Annotated in this window: 24 protein-coding genes and 2 pseudogenes; 13 read left to right on the top strand and 13 right to left on the bottom strand. The window is 73.0% G+C overall.

The genetic code is table 11. The features are described from left to right. Together ON36_RS00465 and ON36_RS00470 are read right to left on the bottom strand one after the other, a co-directional pair. The coding region (locus ON36_RS00465) for a TetR/AcrR family transcriptional regulator (protein ID WP_043646317.1) at window positions 1–464 on the bottom strand (464 nt) is incomplete at its 3' end. Between the two features lie 63 nt (window positions 465–527). After that, window positions 528–1,688 carry an FUSC family protein gene (locus ON36_RS00470; RefSeq protein WP_245557792.1) on the bottom strand — a complete coding sequence of 387 codons (1,161 nt, stop codon included), beginning with the start codon at window positions 1,686–1,688 and terminating at the stop codon, window positions 528–530. Between the two features lie 178 nt (window positions 1,689–1,866). On the opposite strand from ON36_RS00470, the gene fdhD reads away from it, so the two are divergent. Both fdhD and ON36_RS36840 read left to right on the top strand, forming a co-directional pair. Beyond that, complete coding sequence (fdhD, locus tag ON36_RS00475; RefSeq protein WP_043646318.1) at window positions 1,867–2,700, top strand: formate dehydrogenase accessory sulfurtransferase FdhD; 834 nt, start codon at window positions 1,867–1,869, stop codon at window positions 2,698–2,700. A 205-nt stretch (window positions 2,701–2,905) separates the two neighbouring features. Beyond that, window positions 2,906–3,049, top strand: a pseudogene (locus ON36_RS36840) (hypothetical protein); the annotation flags it as partial. Window positions 3,050–3,171: 122 nt separating this feature from the next. Here the strand turns inward: ON36_RS36840 and ON36_RS00480 are convergent. Continuing rightward, window positions 3,172–4,461 carry an acetyl-CoA C-acyltransferase gene (locus tag ON36_RS00480; RefSeq protein WP_043646321.1) on the bottom strand — a complete coding sequence of 430 codons (1,290 nt, stop codon included), beginning with the start codon at window positions 4,459–4,461 and terminating at the stop codon, window positions 3,172–3,174. Between the two features lie 1,154 nt (window positions 4,462–5,615). On the opposite strand from ON36_RS00480, the gene ON36_RS00485 reads away from it, so the two are divergent. Genes ON36_RS00485 through ON36_RS00510 form a run of 6 tightly spaced genes read left to right on the top strand, consistent with a single transcriptional unit; the run spans window position 5,616 to window position 10,036 of the window. Next, a complete protein-coding gene (locus ON36_RS00485; RefSeq protein ID WP_043646324.1) occupies window positions 5,616–6,026 on the top strand; it encodes a low affinity iron permease family protein in 411 nt (136 codons plus the stop codon). 35 nt (window positions 6,027–6,061) lie between these two features. Then, entirely contained in the window at window positions 6,062–6,733 is a 672-nt protein-coding gene (locus tag ON36_RS00490) for a HemK2/MTQ2 family protein methyltransferase (protein ID WP_043646326.1), read from the top strand. A 10-nt stretch (window positions 6,734–6,743) separates the two neighbouring features. Beyond that, window positions 6,744–6,920: a CDGSH iron-sulfur domain-containing protein gene (locus ON36_RS00495; protein WP_218001154.1), complete on the top strand. Its 177-nt coding sequence runs from the start codon at window positions 6,744–6,746 to the stop codon at window positions 6,918–6,920. Beyond that, window positions 6,917–7,927: an iron-containing redox enzyme family protein gene (locus tag ON36_RS00500; RefSeq protein ID WP_043646332.1), complete on the top strand. Its 1,011-nt coding sequence runs from the start codon at window positions 6,917–6,919 to the stop codon at window positions 7,925–7,927. The genes ON36_RS00495 and ON36_RS00500 overlap by 4 nt, the downstream gene beginning before the upstream one ends. Window positions 7,928–7,929: 2 nt before the next feature. Next, window positions 7,930–9,393 (top strand): aminotransferase class I/II-fold pyridoxal phosphate-dependent enzyme, encoded by a 1,464-nt coding sequence (locus tag ON36_RS00505; RefSeq protein WP_043646335.1) that lies wholly within the window; start codon window positions 7,930–7,932, stop codon window positions 9,391–9,393. A gap of 16 nt (window positions 9,394–9,409) precedes the next feature. Then, window positions 9,410–10,036 (top strand): flavodoxin family protein, encoded by a 627-nt coding sequence (locus ON36_RS00510; protein WP_043646337.1) that lies wholly within the window; start codon window positions 9,410–9,412, stop codon window positions 10,034–10,036. 61 nt (window positions 10,037–10,097) lie between these two features. Here the strand turns inward: ON36_RS00510 and ON36_RS00515 are convergent, their stop codons facing one another. The 3 genes from ON36_RS00515 to ON36_RS00525 form a co-directional block, all read right to left on the bottom strand. After that, complete coding sequence (locus ON36_RS00515) at window positions 10,098–10,586, bottom strand: ATP-binding protein (RefSeq protein WP_052313503.1); 489 nt, start codon at window positions 10,584–10,586, stop codon at window positions 10,098–10,100. A gap of 79 nt (window positions 10,587–10,665) precedes the next feature. After that, window positions 10,666–11,136 (bottom strand): DUF6328 family protein, encoded by a 471-nt coding sequence (locus tag ON36_RS00520; protein WP_043646339.1) that lies wholly within the window; start codon window positions 11,134–11,136, stop codon window positions 10,666–10,668. A 12-nt stretch (window positions 11,137–11,148) separates the two neighbouring features. Further along, window positions 11,149–12,933: a thiamine pyrophosphate-requiring protein gene (locus ON36_RS00525; RefSeq protein ID WP_043646342.1), complete on the bottom strand. Its 1,785-nt coding sequence runs from the start codon at window positions 12,931–12,933 to the stop codon at window positions 11,149–11,151. A 303-nt stretch (window positions 12,934–13,236) separates the two neighbouring features. On the opposite strand from ON36_RS00525, the gene ON36_RS00530 reads away from it, so the two are divergent. The 3 genes and pseudogenes from ON36_RS00530 (at window position 13,237) to ON36_RS00540 (ending at window position 15,121) form a co-directional block, all read left to right on the top strand. Further along, a complete protein-coding gene (locus ON36_RS00530) occupies window positions 13,237–14,058 on the top strand; it encodes a nucleotidyltransferase family protein (RefSeq protein WP_043646346.1) in 822 nt (273 codons plus the stop codon). Window positions 14,059–14,065: 7 nt separating this feature from the next. Further along, window positions 14,066–14,803, top strand: a pseudogene (locus ON36_RS00535) (metallophosphoesterase family protein); the annotation flags it as partial. Between the two features lie 87 nt (window positions 14,804–14,890). Then, window positions 14,891–15,121 carry a hypothetical protein gene (locus ON36_RS00540; RefSeq protein ID WP_043646349.1) on the top strand — a complete coding sequence of 77 codons (231 nt, stop codon included), beginning with the start codon at window positions 14,891–14,893 and terminating at the stop codon, window positions 15,119–15,121. A gap of 58 nt (window positions 15,122–15,179) precedes the next feature. On the opposite strand, the gene ON36_RS00545 is transcribed toward ON36_RS00540, so the two are convergent. Together ON36_RS00545 and ON36_RS00550 are read right to left on the bottom strand one after the other, a co-directional pair. Then, entirely contained in the window at window positions 15,180–17,324 is a 2,145-nt protein-coding gene (locus tag ON36_RS00545) for a catalase (protein ID WP_043646352.1), read from the bottom strand. A gap of 18 nt (window positions 17,325–17,342) precedes the next feature. Further along, entirely contained in the window at window positions 17,343–18,182 is an 840-nt protein-coding gene (locus ON36_RS00550; RefSeq protein ID WP_043646354.1) for a glucose 1-dehydrogenase, read from the bottom strand. Window positions 18,183–18,440: 258 nt separating this feature from the next. On the opposite strand from ON36_RS00550, the gene ON36_RS00555 reads away from it, so the two are divergent. Beyond that, window positions 18,441–18,800 carry a hypothetical protein gene (locus tag ON36_RS00555; RefSeq protein WP_245557793.1) on the top strand — a complete coding sequence of 120 codons (360 nt, stop codon included), beginning with the start codon at window positions 18,441–18,443 and terminating at the stop codon, window positions 18,798–18,800. Between the two features lie 49 nt (window positions 18,801–18,849). Here ON36_RS00555 and ON36_RS00560 read toward each other — a convergent pair whose 3' ends face one another. The 3 genes from ON36_RS00560 to ON36_RS00570 are packed head-to-tail and all read right to left on the bottom strand — an operon-like array spanning window position 18,850 to window position 20,626. Continuing rightward, window positions 18,850–19,182 carry a hypothetical protein gene (locus tag ON36_RS00560; RefSeq protein ID WP_043646418.1) on the bottom strand — a complete coding sequence of 111 codons (333 nt, stop codon included), beginning with the start codon at window positions 19,180–19,182 and terminating at the stop codon, window positions 18,850–18,852. 47 nt (window positions 19,183–19,229) lie between these two features. Then, entirely contained in the window at window positions 19,230–19,853 is a 624-nt protein-coding gene (locus ON36_RS00565) for a UdgX family uracil-DNA binding protein (protein WP_043646357.1), read from the bottom strand. After that, window positions 19,850–20,626 (bottom strand): DUF72 domain-containing protein, encoded by a 777-nt coding sequence (locus tag ON36_RS00570; protein ID WP_043646420.1) that lies wholly within the window; start codon window positions 20,624–20,626, stop codon window positions 19,850–19,852. Before ON36_RS00570 ends, ON36_RS00565 begins: the two co-directional genes overlap by 4 nt. Window positions 20,627–20,776: 150 nt before the next feature. Here ON36_RS00570 and ON36_RS00575 point away from each other — a divergent pair, with 150 nt between their 5' ends. Beyond that, the gene (locus tag ON36_RS00575; protein WP_043646358.1) at window positions 20,777–21,607 is read left to right on the top strand and encodes a SigB/SigF/SigG family RNA polymerase sigma factor; all 831 of its coding nucleotides are present in this window, start codon (window positions 20,777–20,779) and stop codon (window positions 21,605–21,607) included. Here the strand turns inward: ON36_RS00575 and ON36_RS00580 are convergent. Both ON36_RS00580 and ON36_RS00585 read right to left on the bottom strand, forming a co-directional pair. Then, window positions 21,577–22,302 (bottom strand): TetR/AcrR family transcriptional regulator, encoded by a 726-nt coding sequence (locus tag ON36_RS00580; RefSeq protein WP_052313504.1) that lies wholly within the window; start codon window positions 22,300–22,302, stop codon window positions 21,577–21,579. The genes ON36_RS00575 and ON36_RS00580 overlap by 31 nt on opposite strands. 88 nt (window positions 22,303–22,390) lie before the next feature. After that, complete coding sequence (locus tag ON36_RS00585; protein ID WP_043646361.1) at window positions 22,391–24,598, bottom strand: acyl-CoA dehydrogenase family protein; 2,208 nt, start codon at window positions 24,596–24,598, stop codon at window positions 22,391–22,393. Window positions 24,599–24,600 lie beyond the last annotated feature (2 nt).

Raw genomic sequence — 24,600 nt, forward strand, 5'->3', positions numbered from 1 at the left:
GCCTGGATCAGCACCACCTTGACCAGCACCCGCAGGCGCGGCTCGAGCTCGGGGATGCCGCTGCGGTAGAAGTGCACCCGCCCGGCCAGTGCCCGCACCAGCGCCGCGTTGGTGATGAGCACCTCGGCGAAGACGTCGAGGATCTGCGCGATGACGCTGGTGTACTCGGCCACCGTGACCGCGGTGTGCAGCCCCGGGATGTCGAAGACCCGCTCGGCGAAGCCGCGTTCGATCTCGCCCTGCAACCGGCCGAGGAGTTCGTCGACGATGATGTCGCGGTCCTCGAAATAGCGGTACAGGGTGCCGATGCTGATCTCGGCCGCGGCGGCGATCCGGTTGGTCGAGGTGTTGGCGATGCCGCGTTCGGCGAACAGCGCCGCGGCGGTGGTCAGGATGTGCTCGCGGGTGGCGATGGCGCGTTCCTGGGTGGGACGTCTGCGCCGTTCGGTGGGCTTGCCGGGCATGGCGTGGGATGGCACCTCCTGTCCCGGCGATGCTAGGCGCGCGGACGCGCCCGGGCGCCACGATCAGGCCGGTGCTGTGAAGGTGCCCGCCGTGGTCGCAGGGGCGCTGTCGGTTCTCACAACCTCCGCGACGGGGACCTGCGTCGGTGTCACGGCGGGGTCGGCGTGTCCGGCCTCCGACGTCCCGGCGGGGGCGCCCGGGTCGGCGGGGTCGGCGGGGTCGGCGGGTTCGCGGATCAGCAGGGCCACCGCCACGCCGACGGCCGCGCCGAGCACGGTGTCCACGGCCCGGTCGCCGAGCAGGACCACCGGGTCGCCGGGCGCGGCGAGTTCGGTCATGGCCATGATCAGCGGGGTGAAGAACCCGAGGGCGATGCCGTAGTGGCGGACCATGAACAGCTCGGTCGGATACAGCAGCGCGATGATGGCCAGCGCCAGCACGGTCGGGCCCGGTCCCGGCAGCAGCAGCGGCGCGGTCACGGCCAGGCCGACGAAGGTGCCGACGACGCGATGGATGCCCCGCCGGATCCGGCCGCGCGAATCCGCGGCGGCCAGCGGAACGGCCGCGCCCGCCATCGCCCAGTTGGCGTGCCCTACACCCAGCAGCATCCCGATCCCCCCGGCGATCGCGATCGCCAGCGCGTAGCGGCCGGCGTGTACCACCGACACGGCACCGGAACGCGGGCGCACCCGTGGGTGCAGCTCGTCGCGGGCCGGGTGCCGACGGGACTCGAGGTACCCCGCGCCGACGCACAGCAGTGCCGTGGCGGCGCTCACGGCCAGAGCGAGCAGCCGATCGTGCTGGTGACCGGCGACCATCGCGACCGCGCCGAAGGCGAAGATGCCGAAGAACGGGCCCTCCGGACGCAGGCCGAGCCGGTCGGTCAGCGGCGAGGTCACCGCGGCGAACACCGCGACCGCGGCGACCAGGACGGCGGGCGGGGCGTGCGCGCCGCCGACGAGCAGCCCCGCGCCCACGCCGCCGACCAGCAGCACCGCGGCCTCGCCCTGGTGTTTCAGCCGCAACCGGGAGGATTCGGCGTAGCCGTACATGCCGGTGAAGGAGCCGAACACCGCGAAGATCAGCAGATCGGTGCGCCCGAGCGCCACCAGGATCAGACCCGGCACCGCCAGGCCGGTGAACACCCGGACCGCGGGTAGGTGATCGATGTCGGTGGCCAGGCGCCGGATCGGGGCGCCCGGCCACGGTAGCGGGATGGGCACAGATCCTCCGGAGCTCGGTCGCGGCCCTTTCGGGCCGCTTCACGACTTTACCGTTCCGGCCGGAACGAATTTCCCGGCGGCCGGGTCGCCCGCGTCGCGTCCGCGCGCGCACTAGCATCGGAGGCATGGCCGTCGCGCAGCGCATCCGTTCCGTCACAGTGACATCCGGGGCCCATCGATGAGCCGGGTCACCGCGCGACGGGCGATGACCCGGATCGCGCCGGGCGTGCGGATCAGCAGGCCCGACACCCTGGCCGTCGAGGAACCCCTGGAATTGCGCCTCGACGGCCGCTCGCTCATGGTCACCATGCGCACACCCGGCAGCGACATCGACCTGGCGCACGGGCTGCTGTTCGGCGAGGGACTCATCGACACCGCCGAGGACATCGTCTCCGCCCGCTACTGCAGCGGCACCGACGCCGAGGGCCGCAACACCTACAACGTGCTCGACATCCGGCTGCGGAGACCGGTGGCGATCCCCGAACGCAGCTTCCTGGCGACCGGCGCCTGCGGCCTGTGCGGCAAGACGGCGATCGAGGAGGTCCGGACCCGCCGCCGCTTCACCCTCGACGCCGAGCGCCCCACGGTCGACGCCGCGCTGCTCGCCGGGTTGCCCGAGCGCCTGCGCGCGGGACAGAAGGTCTTCGACGCCACCGGCGGGCTGCACGCGGCCGGACTGTTCACCGCCGACGGCACCGCCCTGGTCGTGGCCGAGGACATCGGCAGGCACAACGCCGTCGACAAGGTCGTCGGCTGGGCGCTGCGCCACGACCTGCTGCCCGCGCGCGACCTGCTGCTGGTCGTGAGCAGCCGGGCCTCCTTCGAACTCGTGCAGAAGGCGGTCGTGGCGGGCATCGGTTTCCTGGCCGCGGTGTCGGCCCCGAGCTCGCTGGCCGTCGACCTCGCCGCCGACGCGGACCTGACCCTGGTCGGGTTCCTGCGCGGGGACACCATGAACGTCTACAGCGGCGCGCACCGCCTCACCGCCCTGCCCGCCACCGCGCCGGCCTGACCCACGCCGGATTCATCCGCCGCCCCAGAGGCCGCCGGCGAGTGGGCGGCGGTGTGCGTGCTCGACCTCGACGACTTCAACACGGCCGACGACACCTCGGCCACTTCGCGGGCGACCGCCTGCTCATCGCGGTCGCGGGCCGGTGGCAGGCCGCCGTGGGGGCGCCGGGCACCTGCTCGCCCGTCTCGGGGGCGACGAGTTCGTCGTGTTGGCGGGCCCGCCCGCCGGCGAGCGCGCGGTGCGCCGGATGACGACCGATCTGCCGGCGGCCCTGCGGGATCCGTTCGTGATCGACGAGCACCGGCTCCGCGTCGCGATCGGCATCGGCGCGGTGCTGTGCCCGGTCGCGGGCGGCGAGCCGGTGGCGCTGCCGGCCGAGGCCGACCGCAAGCTCCACGAGGCCGAGAGCCTGCACGCCGGGCGCCGGGCCGCACCAGCGCGACACCCCGGCGCGCCGCCGAACGCTGGAGCTCAGACGGCCTCGAGCACCGCCGAGGCGCCGATGCCGCCCGCCGCGCAGATGCCGAGCAGCGCGGTCTGCTTGCCGGTGCGGGCCAGCTCGTTGGCCATGGTGGTCACCATGCGCGCGCCCGTCGCGCCGAATGGGTGACCCAGCGAGATCGAGCCGCCGTGCACGTTGAGCCGATCGATGTCGACACTGCCGACGGCGCCGTCACGGCCGAGCCGCTCCTTCGCCCACGCCGGGCTCTCCAGCATGCGCAGCACCGACAGCGTCTGGGCGGCGAAGGCCTCGTGGATGTCGACCAGGTCGACGTCGGCCAGCGACAGCCCGGCCTTGTCCAGCGCGCGCGGCATCGACACCGCCGGGCCGATGAGCACCTGGTCGGCGGGATCGACGCTCACGTAGCTCCAGGAGCGGATCGCCGCGAGCGGGGTGAACCCGAGCGCGCGGGCCTTGGCCTCGCTCATGAGCAGCACCGCCGAGGCGCCGTCGGTGAGCGGGCTGGCGTTGCCCGCGGTGACCGAGCCGCCCTCGGCGAACACCGGCTTCAGGGTCGCGAGCTTCTCGACGCTGGTCGTGGCGCGGACCAGGCCGTCGGTCTCGATCAGCGTGCCGTCCGGGGTACGCACGGGCACGACCTCGTCGTCGAAGCGGCCCGAGGCGATCGCGGCGGCGGCGCGGTGGTGCGAGCGCGCGGCGAAGGCGTCCTGGTCGGCGCGGCTGATGCCGTTGACGCGCGCCATCTTCTCCGCGGACTCGCCCATCACCTCGCCGGTGGTGCGCTCGGAGATCTTGGGCTGGCGCGGCAGCACGTCGGTGAACGGCGCGAGGCGGCGCACCACGTCGAGATAGTCACGGGGCGAGGGCTTGCCGAGCGCCACCGGTGCGACGGCGTGGACCACCTTCTGCGGCAGCTTGATCTCGGCGTTGCTGGTGGAGTCGCTGCCGCCGGCGATCATGATGTCGTACTCGCCGCGCTCGATCGCCGCGGCGGCCGAGGTGACGGCCTGCAGGCCCGACGCGCACGCCCGGGTGACGGTGTAACCCTCGCAGCCGTAGTCCAGTTTGAGGTCGAGGGCGACCTCGCGGGCGATGTTGGGCGCGTGGCTGGGCAGGATGACCCCGCCCCAGACCAGGGCCTCGATCTCGCCGGGCGCGATCCCGGACCGGTCGAGGAGCCCGCAGACCGCCGCGCCGGCCAGCGCGATGCTGTCGAGCCGGGTGAAGTCGGTGAAGGCCCGCACGAACGGGGTGCGTACCCCGGCGACGATCACGGCCCTGTTCGCGGTACCCGGCATGGCGGCAGCCCTTTCTCGGCGAAGTATCCAGGACGCAGTGTCCTGGATACAGGATGCCGGTACCGGCGGTATCAGTGAAGTGAGAGCCGCGTCACACCGTGGTGATTCGAGCCGCCCCGACCGGGGCATCCGCCGGGTACAGCGAGACCGCCGGGAGGTGCGGAGATGACCGAACCGCGCAGCACGCGCGCCCCCGGGTCCGGGAGCGGACGCCGCGGGGTGGGGATCGCCGGAAACGGGTCCGGCTCCGGGTGCGGGTTCGGGCCGGGATCCGGCGGCCGGGCCGGGTCCGGCGACGGACCCGGCGCGGGCACCGGGTCGGGCTCGGCCGGACGTCGCGGGTCCGGCTCGGGCCGGTGTGCGCGCGGCGAGCCCGCCCGTGCCGCGGCCGTCCCCTCCCTCTCCGGTGGCGCCGCGCCGGGCACCGGCCCCGCCTTCCCCGGGTCGCTCCGCAGCTGCGGCGGCACCGGTTCACGTCCGGGCGCCTGCGGTAGCGGATCGGGTCCGGGCCCCGGCGGACGGGGATCGGGTCCGGGGACAGGCGGTAGCGGATCGGGGTCGGGCCGTGGCGGGACCGGATCGGGATCGGGTGTCGGCAGGTCCCCCGGGCCGGGCTGTGGGGGAAAGGGATCCGGGCCGGGTCGAGGTATCGGCTCGGGCCCGGGCACGGGCGGAAGCGACCCGGCACCCAGCGGCGGGCCCGGCCCCGCCACCGGCGGGGGAATCGACTCCTCTCCCCGGCGCGGCACCGGGTCCCGCCTCAGCTGGGGAGGTACAGGATCCGGGCCCGGCTGCGGCGGTATCGGATCCGGGCCCGGCTGCGGCGGGACCGGATCGGGACCGGGCTGCGGCGGAATCGGATCCGGACCGGGCTGCGGCGGAATCGGATCCGGGCCCGGCTGCGGCGGCACGGGATCCGGACCGGGCTGCGGCGGCACGGGTTCCGGACCGGGCTGGGGCGGAATCGGATCCGGTTCCGGGCCGGGCGGGCGGGGCGCGGGGGTGGGCGGAATCGGCTCGCGGGGCGCGGGCTCGACCGGGCGCGTGAGTTGCGGCGACATGGGAACTGCCCTCCTCTGCGGGGACGCTGACATGGGGGGCGGATACCCGGCCGTGATCGGGCCAACCGGCACCGTCCGAAGGGAGTGCATCCGATGAGCAGCCACACGCACGGCGCGGCCACCATGCCGTCCGACGTCACGCACAAGCTGTCGTTCTTCGACCGATTCGCCAGCGCCGCTTCCCGATTCGCCTCACGCGCGTGGTTCTTCGCGTGCTGTCTGCTGCTGGTGCTGCTGTGGGCGCCCTCGGTGGTGCTGTTCCCCAGCGTGGACACCTGGCAGCTGGTGATCAACACCGCGACCACCATCGTCACCTTCCTGCTGGTCGCGCTGCTGCAGAACACCCAGGCCCGCTCGGACGAGGCGGTGCAGCAGAAGCTCAACGCCATCGCCCACGGGCTGGCCGACCTGATGGGCGAACTCAGCGGCGATCATCCCGAACTCGACAAGGACCGCACCGAACTGCTCGACGCGGTCGGCCTGGAGGATCGCGAGGGCAGCTGATTGACGGCCCGGAGCCCGGCTATATCCGCTTCGTGATGGTGTTCCGTGTTCCGGGCGTCTACCGCCCGCAGGCCGACACGTGGTTGCTCGCCGAGACGATCCGGCGGTGCGCGCTGCCGCCGGGCGGCCGCGTGCTCGATCTCTGCGCGGGCACCGGGGTGCTCGGCTGCACGGCGGCGGGCCTGCTCGGCTCCCACGTGACCGCCGCCGACATCTCGCGGCGGGCGCTGATGTCGTCGTGGCTCAACTGCCGGGTCCGCGGGGTCCCGGTGCGCCTGGTGCGCGGCGGACCCGAATCGGTGTGCCGGGTGGCCCCCTTCGACCTCGTGGTGACCAACCCGCCGTACGTGCCCGCGCGCGCGGCGGTGGGCCGTGGCCGCGCCGTGGCCTGGGATGCCGGGCCCGACGGGCGCAGCGTGCTCGACCGCCTGTGCGCGGTCCTGCCCGCCCTGCTCAGCGAACGCGGGGTCGCGCTGATCGTGCACTCGGCCCTCAGCGACACCGAACGCACCCTGGCCCAGTTGCGCACCGGTGTCGCGCACGCGTCCGTCGTCGCGCGGGCGACCGTGCCGTTCGGCCCCGTGCTGCGGTCGCGCGCGCGGTGGCTGGCCGCGCGCGGGCTGATCGACGAAACCCAGCAGACCGAGGAATTGGTGGTGATCCGTGCCCAACGAGAACCCAGTGCCGAGCTCGAGGCGATCCCGTGACCCACGCCGGGTGGTCCTCACCGCCGACGGTCCCGCGCTGATCGAGGGCCCGGTCGAGGTGTGCATGCCCGACGGGCGCGTGGTGCGCGCGGACCGCTTCCAGGTCGCGCTGTGCCTGTGCCGCCGCTCGGCGGACTACCCCCTGTGCGACACCAGCCACCGCCGCCACCGCCGGAGCGCCCCGTGACCGCCGCGGCCGTGGCGCTGCGCGCCCTGCCCACCCCGCGCGGCGACCTCTCCGCCGCCACGACCGAGGTCCTGCGGCGGCCGCCGGGATCCCCGCTGCCCGCGGTGCCGCCCGGCCGGGACTGCGACGAGGACCTGCTGCTGGCCCTGCACACCTGCTACGAACTGCACTACCACGGTTTCGCCGACGTGGACGAGGCCTGGGAATGGGACCCGGGCCTGCTCGCCTGGCGCGCCGCCCTCGAGGCGGTGCTGCTCGACGACCTGCGCGGCAACGTCGCGGGCGGCACCGACGTGCACGGCGAACTCGACCGCCTGCTGTCCGCGCCGCGCGACCAGCCCGACATCGCCGGTTTCCTCGGCGAGGAGGGCACCCCCGACCAGCTGCGCGAATACTTCGTCCACCGGTCGATCTACCACCACATCGAGGCCGACCCCTACGCCTGGGTCATCCCGCGCCTGCGCGGTGAGGCCAAGGCCGCGCTCGTCGCGGTGGAGTACGACGAGTTCGGCGCGGGTCGCGGCGAGCGGGTGCACGCCCGCCTCTACGCGGACCTGCTGACCGGCGCCGGGCTCGACCCCGGCTACCTGCACTATCTCGACGCGGTCGGAGCGCCGATGCTGGCCCTGGTCGACATGATGTCGCTGTTCGGGCTGCACCGCGCGCGGCGCGCGGCCACCGTCGGCCACTTCGCCTCGGTGGAGATCAGCTCCTCCCCGGCCTCGCGCCGCCTGGTCGAGGTCATCCGCAAGCTGCTGCCGCACCCGGACTGCGTGCGGTTCTACACCGAACACGTCGAGGCCGACGCGGTGCACGAGCAGGTGATGCGCCACGGGGTCCTCGACAGCCTGCTCGCCGAGGACCCCGCGCACGCCGAGGGCATCGTGTTCGGGATCCAGGCCACCGACCTGCTGGAGAGCCGGTTCACCGACCACGTCCTGCACGCCTGGCGGCACGGCCGCAGCTCCCTACGCGCCCCGCTGTCGCCCGACGCCGAAGGGAGTTGACCATGGATCACAGCGCCGCCCCGGTCGTTTCGGCCGTGGCCGAGTACCGCAAGCTCGGCCGCTACGGATTCACCCCGCCCGGACACCGGCAGGGCCGCGGCGCCGACGAGCGGGTGCTGTCGGCGCTGGGCCGTGACGTGTTCGCCGCCGACATCCTGGCCTCTCCCGGCATGGACGACCGGCGCGCGCTCGGCGGCCACTTGGCCCACGCCGAGGAGCTGATGGCCGACGCGGTCGGCGCCGAGGCCGCGTTCTTCTCCACCTGCGGCAGCTCGCTGTCGGTGAAGGCGGCCATGATGGCCGTCGCCGGGCACGACGGCAGCCTGCTGGTGGCCCGCGACAGCCACAAGTCGATCGTGGCCGGGCTGATCTTCGCCGGGGTGAGCCCGCGCTGGATCCCGCCGCGCTGGGACGCCGAACGGCACTTCTCCCATCCGCCGTCGCCCGAGCAGGTCGAGCGGGCCTGGCGGGACAACCCGGACGCCGCGGGCGCGCTGATCGTCAGCCCGAGCCCCTACGGCACCTGCGCCGACCTGCGCGGCATCGCGGAGGTCTGTCACGCCCGCGGCAAGCCCCTGATCGTGGACGAGGCGTGGGGCGCGCACCTGCCGTTCCACCCGGACCTGCCGACCTGGGCGATGGACGTCGGCGCCGACGTGTGCGTGGTCAGCGTGCACAAGATGGGCGCGGGCTTCGAGCAGGGCTCGGTCTTCCACCTCCAGGGCGACCTGGTCGACCCGGTGCGCCTGCGCGCCTGCGCGGACCTGCTCATGACCACCAGCCCGAACGTGCTGCTCTACGCGGCGCTGGACGGCTGGCGCAGGCAGATGGCCGAACACGGCCACGAGCTGCTCGACGACGCGCTGAACCTGGCCCGGCGCACCCGCGCGGCGCTCGGCGAGATCCCCGGGTTCGCCGTCCAGCACGACGAGCTGCTCGGCGTCGAGGCGTCCCACGATCTGGACCTGCTGCAGATCCTCGTCGACGTCTCGGGGACCGGCGCCGGTGGCTACGCCATCGCCGACTGGCTGCGCGAACACCGCTACCTCGACCTCGGCCTCACCGATCACCGCCGCATCCTGGCCACGATGTCCATGGCCGACGACGCTTCGACCACCGACCGGCTGCTCGAGGGGCTCGCCGCCTGGCGGGCCTCGGTCACCGATCCCGAGCCACCGCGCATCGACCTGCCCGACCCCTCCGACCTGCAGCTCGAGACCGTCATGGAACCGCGCCTCGCCTTCTTCGCCGACTCCGAACCCGTGCCGACCGAACGCGCGGCGGGCCGGATCGCGGCCGAGCAGCTCACCCCCTACCCGCCCGGCATCCCCGCCGTCGTGCCGGGCGAGCGGATCAGCGCCGGAGTCGTGGACTACCTGCGCTCCGGCGTCGCCGCCGGACTGAACGTCCCCGACGCGGCCGACACCGGCCTGCGCACCATCCGTGTCGTCGCCGACGGCACCTGACCGAAAGGACCCGCTCATGGCCGACACCGATCAGGCTCCCCTGCGGGCGCTCGCTCTGGTCTGCACCCTCAAGTCCTCGCCCCAGGCCTCCAGCAGCGCGCTGATGGCCACGCAGGTCCTCGACGAGCTGGCCCGCCACGGCGTGCGGGGCGACACCGTGCGCGTTCCCGACCACACCGTGCTGCCCGGCATCTCGGCCGACGAGGGCGCGGGCGACGAGTGGCCGCAGATCCGCCGTCGGATCGCCGACGCCGACATCGTGCTGCTGGCGACACCGACCTGGCTGGGTCACCTGTCCTCGGTGGCGCAGCGCGTCCTCGAGCGGCTCGACGCCGAACTGTCCGAGACCGACGACCAGGGCAGGCCCGCGATGGTCGGCAAGGTCGGCATCGCCGCGATCGTCGGCAACGAGGACGGCGCGCACAAGATCGCCGCCGACACCTTCCAGGCCCTCGACGACGTCGGTTTCACCATCCCGGCCCAGGGGTGCACCTATTGGAACGGCGAGGCCATGGGCAAGGTCGACTACAAGGACCTCGACCGCACGCCCGACGCCGTCGCCACCACCACCCGCACCCTGGCGCGCAACGCCGCCCACCTGGCGCAGCTGCTGCGGGAACGCAACTACCCGCCCTACGAGTGAGCCCGGGCCGGTGCGCCGCGGCGCGTGACGGCGGACGCCGTTGCGCGCCTTCGGCTTCGGGTCACCGATCCGGGTGACCGGCGCGGCGGCGGCCGAACACCACCTCGACCGGATGGCCCGCCACCGCGGCGTCGTAGGGATGATTGCGCACCGTCAGGTGATCGGTGATGGCGCGCAGGATGTGCCAGGAGAAGCCGGCTTCGTCGAGGGGATCGTCGACCTCGACGACGGTGTGCAGGCGCACCGTGATGCCCTCGGCGTCGGCGTCGAACTCGCATCCCAGCACCGAATCGCGCACCGCCGAGGAGATCAGCCGGGTCGCCACCTCGTCGAGGGCCACCCGCAGGTCGACGACCGCGTCGAGCGGGAAATCGGTGACCAGGGCGACGGTTTCGCCGACCGCCCGCAGCATGAGCAGCTGCCGGAACTCGGCGTCGACGGACACCGCGACCCGGCTGTGGTGCAACCGCGGCCCGCCCGCCGCGCCCACGAACCGCAGCGGTGGCACGCCGTCGCCGGCCGGCCCGTGCTCCGGATGCCGTGTCGTCATACCGTTCCTCCGCCCGCGGATCGCCGAGGTCCTTCCTGGGGGCGCATACCCGAGCCCCCCGCGGCGAAACGGCGCCCGCTCACCGGCGCCGGACCGGCACGCCGACCCACACACCGAGGAACAGCAGCGCCCCGACGACCCCCGCCGCGATCCCGACGACGGTGCCCGCGACGACGTCGAAGATGAGGATCGTCAGCCCGACCAAAGCGATGCCCAGCAGCGCCAGCCCCGCGATGGCCGAGCGGTGCGCGGTGGCCACCAGCGTCTCGAGGCGATGGCGGCGGAACAGGATCCGGTGCGCGGCGACCGGGCCGACGAGCAGCGCGGTCGCCGCGATGGAGGCCGAGACCACCACCAGGTAGAGCACCCGCAGCGGGGTGTCGAGCGAGTTGAACCGGGCCTGGAACGGCAGGGTCAGCAGGAAGCCGGTCAGCACCTGCACCCCGGTCTGCACGACGCGCAGCTCCTGCAGCAGCCCCGCCCAGTTGCGGTCGAGGCGCTGGGTCTCGTTCTCGCCCCGAACCCGCAGGTTCCAGGCGTCGTCGTGCATGACGGTGGCCTCCTAGCGGTGGAAGAACTCCTGGATCTTGGTCTGTGCCCCCTGCACGAGCACGTGCCAGGCCTCGGGATCGCCCCGCAGCATCGCCGCGGCGGTCTTCTCGATCTGGTCGCGGGTCGCGTGCGGTGGGATCGGCGGGACTCCGGGGTCGCAGCGCACGTCCAGCAGCACCGGTCCGTCGGCGGCCAGGGCGCGTTCCCAGGCGGGCCCCAGATCCTCGGGCCGGTCGACCGCGATCGCGCCGAGCCCGGCGACCCGGGCCAGCTCCGCGTAGGAGACGTCCGGAAGATCCTGGGAATCGGGGAATTTCGGGGCACCGCCCATGGCGCGCAGCTCCCAGGTGACCTGGTTGAGGTCGTTGTTGTGGAACACGCACACCACCAGCCGCGGGTCGCTCCAGCGCTGCTGGTAGCGCCGGATGGTCAGCAGCTCGCCCAGCCCGTTCATCTGCATGGCGCCGTCACCGGCCAGCGCGATCACCGGCCGGTCCGGGTGGGCGAACTTCGCGCCGATCGCGTACGGCACCGCCGAACCCATCGAGGCCAGCGTGCCCGACAGCGACCCGCGCATCCCGTGCCGCAACCGCAGGCACCGCGCGTACCAGGTCGTCGAGGACCCCGAGTCCGCGGTGACGATCGCGCCCTCGGGCAGCCGCCGCGACAGCTCCCAGACCACCCGCATCGGATTGACCGGGTCGGCGTCGAGCATCGCCTGCCGCTCGATCGTCTCCCACCAGTGCGCCACGTTGTCCTCGACGGTCTCCCGCCAGGCCGGATCGCGGTCCGGGGAGACGCGCGCGGTCAGGGCCGCCACCGTCGCCGCGGCGTCGCCGACGAGATTCACCTCGGTCGGGTAGCGCATGCCGATCCGGGTTCCGTCGCAGTCGATCTGCACCCCGCGCGCCGAGCCCGGCTCGGGCAGGAACTGGGTGTAGGGGAAGTTCGAGCCGACGATCAGCAGCGCGTCGCAGTCGCGCATGAGTTCGTAGCTGGGCCGGGTGCCGAGCAATCCGATCGCGCCGGTGACGTAGGGCAGATCGTCGGGCAGCACGTCCTTGCCGAGCAGCGCCTTGGCCACACCCGCGCCCAGCCGCTCGGCCAGCGCGGCGACCTCGTCGGCGGCGCCCCGGGCGCCCTGCCCGACGAGGATCGCCGGGCGGCGCGCGCCGTCGAGAAGCTCGGCGGCGGCCGCGATCTCGTCACTGGGCGGCAGCAGGCGCGGGGCGTGTACGCCGTCGGGGCCGCTGGATCCCACGCGCCCGAAGCCGGTCTCCGGCGGCCGGAACTGTTCGTGCTGCACGTCGTTGGGCACGATGACCACGGTCGGGGCGCGCCGCGTGCGCGCGACCCGGATCGCGCGGTCGAGGGCGGCGGGCAGTTGCTCGGGCACGTCGACCTCGACCAGGTAGGCCGAGGCCACGTCCTTGAACAGGCCCTGCAGGTCGACCTCCTGCTGGAAGTCGACGCCGCGGGCGCTGCGCGCGGTCTGCCCGACCAGCGCCAGCACCGGCACGTGGTCGAGTTTCGCGTCGTAGAGTCCGTTGAGCAGGTGGATGGCGCCGGGACCCGAGGTCGCCGCGCAGACGCCGAGGCCGCCGCCGAATTTCGCGTAACCGGTCGCGGCGAAGGCCGCCATCTCCTCGTGCCGGGTCTGGACGAAGGCAAGCCCGTCGGCCCGGCCGAACGCCGCCACCAGCCCGCCGATGCCGTCCCCGGGATACCCGAAGACCTGCTCGACGCCCCATTCGCGAAGCCTGGCGACGATATGGTCGCCCACCTCGATTCCCATGGTCACCTCCGCGGTCGGCTTACCACCGGACCGGGCCGGACGTGTCCCGGCGACATCGTCGGCGTCGAGTCGCGTCCGGCGCGGTGCGACGGTTCCAGGTGTCGACACCCGCCGCCGATTCCGCGGCCGCGGTCCTCGGTGCCCGCTGCCGCCCGATCGGCGTGTCCCCCACAGCCCGGATATGCCCCGCCACACCCCGCCGAAACGATCATCGGCGTGCGAAATCCGGCCCGGTACGGCGGTGATTGACGCCCGGCCGCCCGGGTAGAGCGGTCCTGTGACCGCATCGCCAGGAGGTATCCGATGAGCACCGACATCGACCGGCTGCTGCACACCCTGACACGGGTCGTGAACACCCTGCGCGACACCGGTATCCCCTTCGCCGTGGCGGGCGGCTGCGCCGTCTACGCCCGCGGCGGCCCCGCGACCGACCACGACGTCGACCTGTTCGTGCGCCCGGGCGACGCGGCCCGCGCCCGTGGCGCGCTCGTGCGCGCGGGCCTGCGCGCCGCCGACCCGGTGGAGGACTGGCTGCTCAAGGCGTTCGACGGTGACATCCTCGTCGACCTGATCTTCCGCACCAATCACCGCACCGTCGACGACGAACTGCTCGGCCGCGCGGAGCCGATGCGCATCGGCGCCGCGGCCGCGCCGGTGCTGTCGGCCACCGACCTGCTCGTGGACCGGCTGATGGTGCTCGACGCGCACCGGCTCGACTTCGCCCGCCTGCTGCTCATCGCGCGGGCGCTGCGGGAACAGGTGGACTGGCCGACGGTGTTCGCCGAGACCGCGGGCTCGCCCTACGCGCGCGCGTTCCTCGGCCTCGTCACCGACCTCGGCATCTGCGCGGCGCCCGCGCCGCCCGCCCCGCCGGGACCGGAGCCACCGCAGTATGTCATCGCCAACCTGCGGCGCGTGTTCGCCGAGGACCCGCGCACCGCGACCCAGAGCGTGCACGTCACCGTGCGCGGCGACGTGCTGGTGCTGACCGGCGAGGTCGCCGACGAACACAGCCGCGCCGCGCTGGAGACCGTCCTGGCCGAACGGGTCGGGACGCTGCGCGTGCACAACGACGTGCGGGTCTCGCGCCCGGCGGCGCCCGCGGGCCCGGAACTGCTGGGGTGAGGCCGGCATGCGTATCGCGGCGGTAGGAGATGTGCACCTGGGGGCGGACTCGCGGGGCAGCCTGCGACCGGAACTGGCCGACCTGCCCGCCCACGCCGACGTGCTGCTGCTCGCCGGCGACCTGACCCGGGTCGGCACCCTCGACGAGGCGCGGGTCGTGGCGGGCGAATTCACCGACCTCGGCGTCCCCGTCGTCGCCGTGCTCGGCAACCACGACTATCACACCGACCACGACGCCGAGATCACCACGCTGCTGTCCGACCACGGCATCACCGTGCTCGAGGGCGACGCCACCACCGTCGCCGTGAACGGTCACACCCTCGGGATCGCGGGCACCAAGGGCTTCGGCGGCGGTTTCGCCGGCAAGTGCGCCAGCGCGTTCGGCGAACCGGAGATGCGCGAATTCGCCACCCACACCACCGAACTCGCCGACGCCCTGCACACCGCGCTGGCCGGCCTCGACACCGACGTGACCGTGGCACTGACCCACTACTCCCCCGTCTCGGACACCCTGCACGGCGAACCACCCGAGATCTACCCGTTCCTTGGGTCCTATCTACTCGGCGAGGCGATCGACGCCTGCGGGGTCGACCTCGCGGTGCACGGTCACGCGCACGCCGGCACCGAACGCGGCACCACACCCGGCGGCATCCGGGTCCGCAATGTGGCCCGCCCGGTGCTCGGCACCACCTACGCGGTCTACGAGCTGCGCCCGCGCGCGCATCGCGACGACCCGGCCACTGTTTGGCCCCCGCACTCCCGGGTAGGGACCGCACACGGGGGCGTGCACGCGCCCCCGGCCGAAACCGAGACCTACCCGAGGAGCTGAACGATGACCATCGATCAGGAAACCGGCCGGATCACGGGCACGCGCGACAAGGACTACGACCTCATCTGGTTCGCCGAGGCGTCGCTGAGCAACGCACTGCGCATGGAGCAGTACGCCGCCGACGCCGAACGCGTCGGTGACTCCGAACTCGTCGACTTCTTCCGCCGTGCCCAGCACGAGAGCCGCAAGGGCGCCGAGCAGGCCAAGGAGCTGCTCGCCGCCCGGTTGCGCTGACCCACACACACGGCGCCCGATGTCCGTCGCGGACATCGGGCGCCGTGCTCTCGTCGGGTCAGGTCCGGGCTTCGATGCGGGCCCAGGCGCGATGCTCGCCCAGCGCCGCGAGCAGCCCGGCGCAGACGTTCTCCGCCTCGCCCACCGTGACGCCGGGGCCGTCCGGGTCGGCGCCGTTGCGCGTGAGCGCGCCGCTCGCGTCCCCGACCGCGGCCAAGGCCTTGCCGTGGCGCCACATCTCGCTCACCAGGAGGTCGACGCGCGGGTCGATCGGACCCGCCAGCAGCACCGCCCCGTCGAACTCGACCGAGCGCATCGTGGCGAAGGTGCGTTCGATGGGGATGTCCTCCACCGTGCCGCCGTGCGCCGCGGTGAGCAGCGGCCGCGCGCCCGCCTCCAGCAGCGCCTGGCGGACCGCGCGCACCGCCGTCGGCGCGGTGGCGTCGTCGACGAGGACCGCGACGGTGCGGCCGTCGACGGGGAAGCTGCCCCGGCGCTGCGACAGCGCCGGGCTCGGCGCCAGTTCCACGGTCTCGGCGTTCGGCGCGGGCGCCTCGAGACCGAGTTGCGCGGCCACGTAGCCGGTCAGCTCGGCGTCGACGTTCGCCAGCATCTGCAGTCCGCGCGCCCGCACCGTCACGTCGGTGCACTTGCCGAGCTCGAAGGCGAAGGCGTCGGCCAGGTGCTGTTGTTCGCCCGGCGCGAGGCTGCGGTAGAACATGCGCGGCTGGGAGAAGTGGTCGGCGAAGGACACTTCGGCGGGCCCGTTCGCCGAGGTCCGCAGGTGCGCGGCGGGCTCGGGGATCGGGACCGGGGATTCGACGTAGGCCCGGTCGAACGCCCCGGCCGCGTAGGGGCAGCCGCCGCCCAGCGAATTCGGCTTGTAGGGCGCGATGCCCGCGGGCACTCCCATCTGGTGCATGCCGTCGCGCAGGTTGTCGTTGATCGGAGCGTGCGGGGTGTTGATCGGCAGCTGGTTGAAGTTCGGCCCGCCGAGCCTGCTGATCTGGGTGTCGAGGTAGGAGAACAGCCTGCCCTGCAACAGCGGGTCGTCGGTGACCTCGATCCCGGGCACCAGATGGCTGGGACAGAACGCGACCTGCTCGGTCTCGGCGAAGAAGTTGACCGGGTTCGCGGTCAGGCGCAGGGTGCCGATCACCTCCACCGGGGCCAGCTCCTCGGGCACGATCTTGGTCGGGTCCAGCAGATCGATGCCCTCGAACTCGTGACCGGGGGTGTCGGGGAAGACCTGCACGCCCAGATCCCATTCCGGGAAATGCCCCGAGGCCAGGGCCTCGGCCAGGTCGCGCCGGTGGAAGTCGGGATCGAATCCGGCGGTGAGCTGGGTCTCCTCCCACAGCATCGAGTGCACGCCCAGGCGCGGCTTCCAGTGGAACTTCGCCAGCGTGGTGCGCCCGTCGGCGGCCACGAGCCGGAAGGTGTGGATGCCGAAACCCTCCATCATGCGCAGCGAGCGCGGCAGCGCCCGGTCCGACATGTTCCAGAACGTGTGCGCGGTGGCCTCGGTGTGCAGGGTGACGAAGTCCCAGAACGTGTCGTGCGCCGACTGCGCCTGCGGGATCTCGGTGTCCGGATGCGGTTTGCCCGCGTGGATGATGTCGGGGAACTTGATGGCCTCCTGGATGAAGAACACCGGGATGTTGTTGCCCACCAGGTCGTAGACGCCTTCGCCGGTGTAGAACTTCACCGCGAAGCCGCGGGTGTCGCGCACGGTGTCGGCCGACCCGCGCGACCCGAGCACCGTGGAGAACCGCACGAACACCGGTGTCTCGACCCCGGATTCGAGGAACTTCGCCCGCGTGATCCGCGAGGCGGCGCCGTTGGCGACGAACACCCCGTGCGCCCCGACCCCGCGCGCGTGCACCACCCGCTCCGGGATGCGTTCGTGGTCGAAGTGGGTGATCTTCTCGCGGAGATGGATGTCCTGCAACAGGATCGGGCCCCGCGGGCCCGCCTTGAGGGCGTGGTCGGTGTCGGCGGTGACCAGGCCCTGCGCGGTGGTCAGCGCGTCGCCCTGCGGGCAGCGCGCCCCCGGCGTGCCGGACAGCTCCGCGCCGGTCGGGCCGCGCAGTTCCGGGCCCTGCTGACCGGGCGCGGGTTCGGGTGCCGGGCAGCCGCCCGGGGTCTCGTCGGGCGGGGTGGGCGGACGCAGGTACTGCTCGGGGATGCCGTCGTCGGGCATGATGTCGCCTTTCTCGGGTCAGAGGATGGGGCGGCCGCCGGTGACGGCCAGGCGGGCACCGGAGATATAGCTGCCGTCGTCGGCGGCCAGCAGGACGTAGGCGGGCGCGAGTTCCGCGGGCTGCCCGGCGCGGCCCAGCGGGGTGTCGTCGCCGAACGCGGCGACCTTCTCCGGGGGCATCGTGGAGGGGATGAGCGGGGTCCAGATCGGTCCGGGCGCCACGCTGTTCACGCGGATGCCCTTCTCGCCCAGCAATTGCGCGAGGCTGGCCGACAGATTCGCGATCGCGGCCTTGGTCGCCGCGTAGGGCGCCAGCGTCGGCGAGGGCATATCCGAATTCACCGACGAACTGCCGATGATCGACGATCCCGGCGGCATGTGCGGTAACGCGGCGCGGACCAGATGGAAATAGGCGCCCACGTTGAGGGCGAAGGTGTAGGCGAATTCCTCGTCGCTGATCTCGTCGAGATCGGTGTGGGTCATCTGATAAGCGGCATTGCTCACCAGCACGTCGATGCGGCCGAATTCTTCGACCGCCCGGGCCACCACCGCGCGGCAGTGCTCGGGCGCCGACAGATCACCCGGCACCAGCACCGCGCGGCGCCCGGCCTCGCGCACGTATTCGGCCACCTCGCGGGCGTCGTCCTCCTCGTCCAGGTACGAAATGAGCACGTCGGCGCCCTCGCGGGCGAAGGCGATCGCCACCGCGCGCCCGATCCCGCTGTCGGCGCCGGTGACGACGGCGGCCTTACCCGCCAGTTTTCCCGACCCTCGGTACGTGTTCTCCCCGCAATCGGGCACCGGACGCATCCTGGCCTGAATTCCGGGTGTCGGCTGCTGCTGTTCGGGAAATCCCATCGCATACGCTCCTTCACCACCGTCGGCAATTCGGTTCGCTCTCCGACTACCGCGCACCGGGCCGGGCAAACAGTGATTGAGTGGCTTTGTGCCGGGTACGCGGCCATCATGGAATTACTGGTCATCGCCGGTCTCGTCGTCGCGGTCGCCGCCGTCGTGGTGTACCGCCGGGTCACCGGCCGCCGTCCCGACTATCCCGAAGAGACAGGTAACCCCCGGAGGTGAGCGTCCTCCGGGGCGGCCGCGGAAGGAGCCATCATGAACCTCACCCCCGCCGGCCCGGAGCCACCGGTGCCGCACCGCCCCGGGGAGCCGCCCCAGGCCGTCCCGCATCCGCACGTGCACCATTTCCCCGACGACACGCGGACCACCCGCTCGCACGCCGGGGAATCCATCGAGGACATCCGTAACTGGCCGGGACTGTTCCTGGTCGGTGTCGGGCTCGTCCTGCTCGCGCTCACCCTGACCGCGGCCGGCTACGGCTTCGAGGGCTGGGCGGTCATCGCGGGCGTGCTCTGCGGGGTGTGTCTGCTGTCGGGCATCCTCATCGTGCTCGGCGAACACTCGCGGGTGAAGGCCCGCGAGGGCCTGCACCTGTGGGACGCCCAGGGTCACTGATCGCACGCGATCGGCGGCGCCCGCAGTCGGGCGCCGCCGATCGCGCGGGTCAGTCCCGGCCCAGCGCGTGGGCCAGTTCCTTCTTGTTCATCTTCGACCGCCCGTGGATGTTGCGGTCCTTGGCCTCTTCGTAGAGCTGGTCGCGGGTGAGCCCGCGCGGGCCCTTGCGATGCGCCCGCTGTCCGCCGCGCTTGCCCGAGGACATGTCGGTGCGCGACAGCTTGCTCGAGGTCTTCGCCTCCCCCGAACGCGCGCGTTCCTTGTTCACGGTGCGGGCGGCGATCTCCTCGGCCCGATCCTCCCCGACGCCGCGCTCCTCCTGGGATTCCTTGATGTGCTTGTACTGCCGTTCGCGTTTGTCGCTCCACGCTCGCTGCGGCATGACCTGCACCTCCTCGGCTGACGATTCCGGTCTCTGTCGTGGGGGATCTACCCGGGAGCCGGCACCGAAAACAGCCGGGCCAGGTCGCCGACGAACTCGTCGTAGGCGGCGTGGCGGTCCGGGGCGCGCAGCACCGACGACGGGTGCACGGTCACCCCGGCCCGGTACCGCTCCAGCTCGACGGTGCCGCCCCGCAGCTCGGTCACCTTCGCGCTCGGTCCGAGCAGCGCCCGCGTCGCCACCGCGCCGAGGCAGATCACCAGCTCCGGGGTCAGCGCGTCGAGTTCGGCGGTCAGCCACGGCGTGCACGCCACCACCTCGGTGCGGCTGGGCTGCTGATGGATGCGCCGCTTGCCGCGTTCGACGAAGCGGAAGTGCTTGACGGCGTTGGTCAGGTACAGCCGGTCCCGGTCGACGCCCAGGTCGGCCAGCGCGCGGTCGAGCAGCCGGCCCGCCGGGCCGACGAAGGGGTGCCCGTCGAGGTCCTCCTCGTTGCCGGGCTGCTCACCGACGAGCACGGTGTCCGCGTCGGCGGGGCCCTCGCCGAACACCGTGCGGGTCGCGTCGCGGTACAGGTCGCAGCCGTGGCAGTGCGCGGCCGCCGCGGCCATGGCGTCGAGGTCGGTGGTGTCGGGGACGTACCGGGCCGCGCCCGGGAACTTCGTGGTCATCGCGCCACCTCCGCGGGCTCGCGGCCGGGGGCGCGACTCACCGTGGCGCCCGCGGCCCGGGCGGCACGGGCGAAGGTGACCGCGTCGCGCACGGCCGCGCCGCCGGGATCGTTGTTGAAGTAGACCCAGACGTCGGCGTCGTCGGGCCAGGTGTCGCCCAGCCGGTGCGCCCAGCTGTCGAGGGCGCGGCGGCCGTAGTGGGGGGCGGGTCGCGCCCGGCCCGCGTGCAGGCGCAGATAGCCCCACCCGGCCGTGCGCCACAGCGGCGTGACCGGGCGCGAGTCGCGGTCGGCCCAGGCCAGGGCCGCGCCGCGCCGCTCGAGCACCGCGCGGATCTCGCCGGTCCACCACGACGCGTGGCGCGGCTCGACGGCCACGCGCACCGAGCGCGGGAAGCAGCGCAGGCAGTCGTCGAGCAGGTCGGCGTCGGCGCGCAGGGTCGGGGGCAGCTGGAGCAGGACCGGGCCCAGCCGCCCGCCGAGCCCGTCGGCCCGGTCGAGCAGGCGCCGCACCGGCTCCTCGGGCTCGCGCAGCCGGCGGATGTGGGTCAGGAACCGGCTCGCCTTGACCGCGAAGACGAAGTCGTCGGGGGTGCGCTCGCGCCAGGCGACGAAGGTGTCGCGGTCGGGCAGCCGGTAGAAGGCGTTGTTGGACTCGACGGTGGCGAAGTTCTCGGCGTAGCACTCGAGCCAGCGGCGCATCGGTACCCCGTCGGGGTAGAGGACGCCACGCCAGTCCCGGTATTGCCAGCCGGACGTGCCGAGATGGATCACCGCGCTCACCTCCTGTTCCGTCGCGGTCGGGGTGATACCCGTCACCGGGCGGGGCAATCGGCCCGCTCACGCGCGTTTGAAGCCCGCCCCCACGGCAACCCTGCAGACAGGTAGGTCGAAGCCCGAACGATCGCAGCACGACTGCAGGAGATGATTCCGTTGCCGCAGACCTCCACCGATGCCGACGCCCCGCCCCACTCGGGCGGCGACAGCTACGACGACATCGAACCGCTGTTCGCCGACCTGGCCCGGCTCGACCCGGACAGCCCCGCGCACCACCATCTGCGCGAAGACATCATCGACCGTTGCCTTCCCCTCGCCGAACACATCGCGATGCGCTTCGCCGGGCGCGGCGAACTGTTCGACGACCTGCTGCAGACCGCGCGTCTGGGGGTGGTGGTCGCGGTCGACCGCTTCGATCCCGGCTACGGCGCGCCGTTCCTCGCCTTCGCGGTGCCGACGGTGATGGGCGAGGTCCGCCGCCACTTCCGCGACAACACCTGGGCCCTGCGCGTCCCGCGCCGGGAGAAGGAACTCCAGGCCGAGGTGACGATCGCCGCCGACCAGCTGACCCAGGAACTGGGCCGCACCCCGACCGCGCGGGAACTGGCCACCGAACTCGACGTCGAGGTCACCGACATCACGACCGCCCGCGTCGCCGCCGAGGTCTACAACACCCGCAGCCTGGACATGCCCGTGCACGACTTCCACGGCGAGCCCGCGGGCGACACCGTCGCCGACACGCTGTGCTGCGAGGAGAACCGCTACGACCTGGCCGAGGACACCATCACGGTGGCGCCGCTGCTGGCCGAACTCGACGACGCCGAGCGCCGCCTGCTGGTGTGGCGCTTCTACGATTCGCTGTCGCAGTCGGCGATCGCGCGCAGGCTCGGCGTGTCCCAGATGACCGTGTCGCGCATGCTCAGCCGCCTGCTCGGGCGGCTGCACGATCAGGCGGTCGCCGAACCCGTCGCCGCCTGAGGCCCGCCCTCGGCCGGTTCGCTGAGCAGATCGGCGATGGGCGACATCGGGTTGATCACCACGCCCGCCTTCCGCAGGCCGCCGTCCATGACCTGCCAGATGGTCTCCTGCAGATAGGACGAGAGCTCGGTGGCGTCCATGGGCTGCATCGAGCGGCTCAGCCACCGGTTGACCACGCCGTCGACGAAGCCGGTGAGCCCGAACGCCATGGGCTCGGCGATGGTCACAGGCGCGCCCTGGGTGCGCAGCGCGGTCTCCACGACTTCCTTGACCCGGTTACCGATGGCGATCTTGGTCCCGGAGACGATGGGCGAGTTGCTGCGCGGCTGACCGGTCGACCCGGCGCCGAGGAAGTAGTGCAGCCGCGGGTTCTCCGCGATCCAGCCGACGTAGGCGTCCACGGCGCGCGCGATGGATTCGGCGATGGTGCCTTCGGGATTCAGCGTCGGGGTCAGCACGCCGAGCAGGTCGTCGATGATGCGGCGCCGGACCTGCTCGTCGAGATCCTGGCGGTCCTTGAACAGCCGGTAGACCACCGACCGTGGCACCTCGGCCAGGTCGGCGATCTCCTGGACCCCGACCTCGGCGCCCTGGGTCTGCACCGCCTGGAGGGCGACGGTGAGGATGCGGTCGCGGCGGTCGGCCCGGTGGCTGTCCCACCGGCTGGCCCGGCCGTCGGTGCGTTCGACGGTCATCTCGTCCTCCCTCCGTGCGCTGATCGAACTCTAGTGCAGTGGCCGCCGGTGGCCGGTGCTGGCACGGGCCACCGGCGGCCGGGCGGACTCACCCCGCGGCGTCGCGCGGCAGCCCGAGCATGCGTTCACCGATGACGTTGAGCTGCACCTCGGTGGTGCCGCCGTAGATGGTGGTCGCGCGGCCGGCGATGAGCTGTTCCATCGCGTGGTCGCTGCGCTCCCCCGGCACCGACACCACGCCCGCGGTACCGAGTTCGGCCACGATGTACTCCGAGATCGCCTGGCCGAGTCCCATGCCGAGCAGCTTGGCGACGCTGGACATGATGGACACGTCCATCCCCGACAGCTGCCTGAGCACCATGCGGGCGCCGAGCACCTCCACCGCGCGCGCGTCGGCGACCAGCCCGGCCAGGTGGTAGCGCGCCACCGCCGACAGCTCCCGGCCGCGGGCGAACCGCAGCAGGTCGACGTCGGTGGCGTAGGCCTCCATCTTCTGGCTCAGCGCCACCCTCTCACCGGCCAGGGTGGTGCGCGCGACGTGCCAGCCGTCGTCCACCGCGCCGACCACGTCGCTGTCGGGGATGAACACGTCGTCGAGGAACACCTCGTTGAACAGGGCCGAGCCGGTCATCTCGCGCAGCGGCCGCACCGTGATGCCGGGGCTGGACATGTCGAGCACGAAGTAGGTGATGCCCTCGTGCTTGGGCTTGTCCGGGCTGGTGCGGGCGATGAGCATCGCCCAGTCGGCGAACTGGGCCACGGTGGTCCAGATCTTCTGCCCGCTGATCCGCCAGCCGCCCTCGACCTTGCGGGCCTTGGTGGTCAGGCTCGCCAGGTCGGAGCCGGCGCCGGGCTCGCTGAAGAGCTGGCACCACACGACCTCGCCGCGCAGCGTCGGCACGACCAGCTCGCGCTTCTGGCGTTCGTCGCCGTGGCCGACGAGCGCGCCGACGGCCCAGGTGCCCATGAGCAGCTGGGGCATGTCGATGCCGGAGGCCTTGATCTCCTGGGCGATGACGACCTGTTCGAGCGGACCTGCCGAACGGCCGTAGGGTGCGGGCAGGTGCGGCAGGTTCCAGCCGCCGTCACCGAGGGCGATCAGCTGGTCGTCCTCGTCGAGTTCGGCGATGCCCGCCAGATCGGCGCGCACCGCCGCGCGGATCTCCTCGGCCTCGGCGGGCAGGTCCAGTTCGGTCGACAGCGTCGCCCCGGCCAGGGCGTAGGCGGCGACCCGCTCCGCCCGTTCGTCGCGTACCCCGAGCGCCCCGCGCAGCGCGAGGGCTCGCCGGTAGTACAGGTGCGCGTCGTGCTCCCAGGTGAATCCGATGCCGCCGTGCACCTGGATGCAGTCCTGGGCGACCTGCACCGCGGCGTCGGGCACCACCAGCGCGGCGATGGCCGCGGCGTAGTCGGCGTTGTCGTCGCCGCGGTCGAGGGCGAAGGCCGCGTCCCACAGCACCGCCCGCGCCTTCTCGAGCGCGATGCCCATGTGCGCGCACTTGTGCTTCACGCCCTGGAACTGGCCGATGGGCCGCCCGAACTGCACCCGGGTCCTGGCGTACTCCGCGGCGGTCGAGACGCACCAGGACAGGACGCCGACCGCCTCGGCGCCGAACACCACCGCGGCCAGCGACCGCACGCGCTCGGCGTGCAGGCCGTCGAGCACCCGCGCCGCGGGCACCTCGACCGCGGCGGCGTCGATCCGGCCCGACCCGCGCAGCAGGTCGATGCCGTCCTGCGCGGTCACCGTCAGCTCCGAGGCCTCGAACTGCACCCAGCGCTGTGTCGCGCCGACCTCGACGGGCGCCACGATCACCTCGGCCGCGTCGGCGCCGAGGACGCCGTCGGCGTGCCCGTCGACGATCAGGATCCCGTCCCGCTCGACCCCGGTCAGCGCGCCGCGCAGCGCGACGGCGCCGGTGCGTGAGCCGTCGACGAGACCGGGGACCTGCGCGTCGGCGGCGGGCCCGCCCGCGGTGGCCAGCACCGCGCTCGCCAGGGCGGTGGGCACGAACGCCCCGCTGTGCAGCCCGCGGCCGAGCGCCTCGAGCGCCACGGCCAGGGTCAGCAGGCCCGCGCCCTGGCCGCCGCGGTCCTCGCCGATGTGCAGGCCGAGCAGGTCCTGTTCGACCAGCGCGTCCCAGTACGGGACCGGCTTGTCGGTCGCGCCGGATTCCACGGCGGCGCGCACGATCTCGGCGGTGACGGTGCGTTCGACGAACCCACCGACCGCGTCGGCGAGCGCGCGGTGGTCCTCGCCGACGCCGAGGCCGAGCGCGTAACCCGCGCGGGCCATGG

The organism is Nocardia thailandica NBRC 100428, assembly GCF_000308795.1.
Taxonomy (GTDB): Bacteria; Actinomycetota; Actinomycetes; order Mycobacteriales; family Mycobacteriaceae; genus Nocardia; species Nocardia thailandica.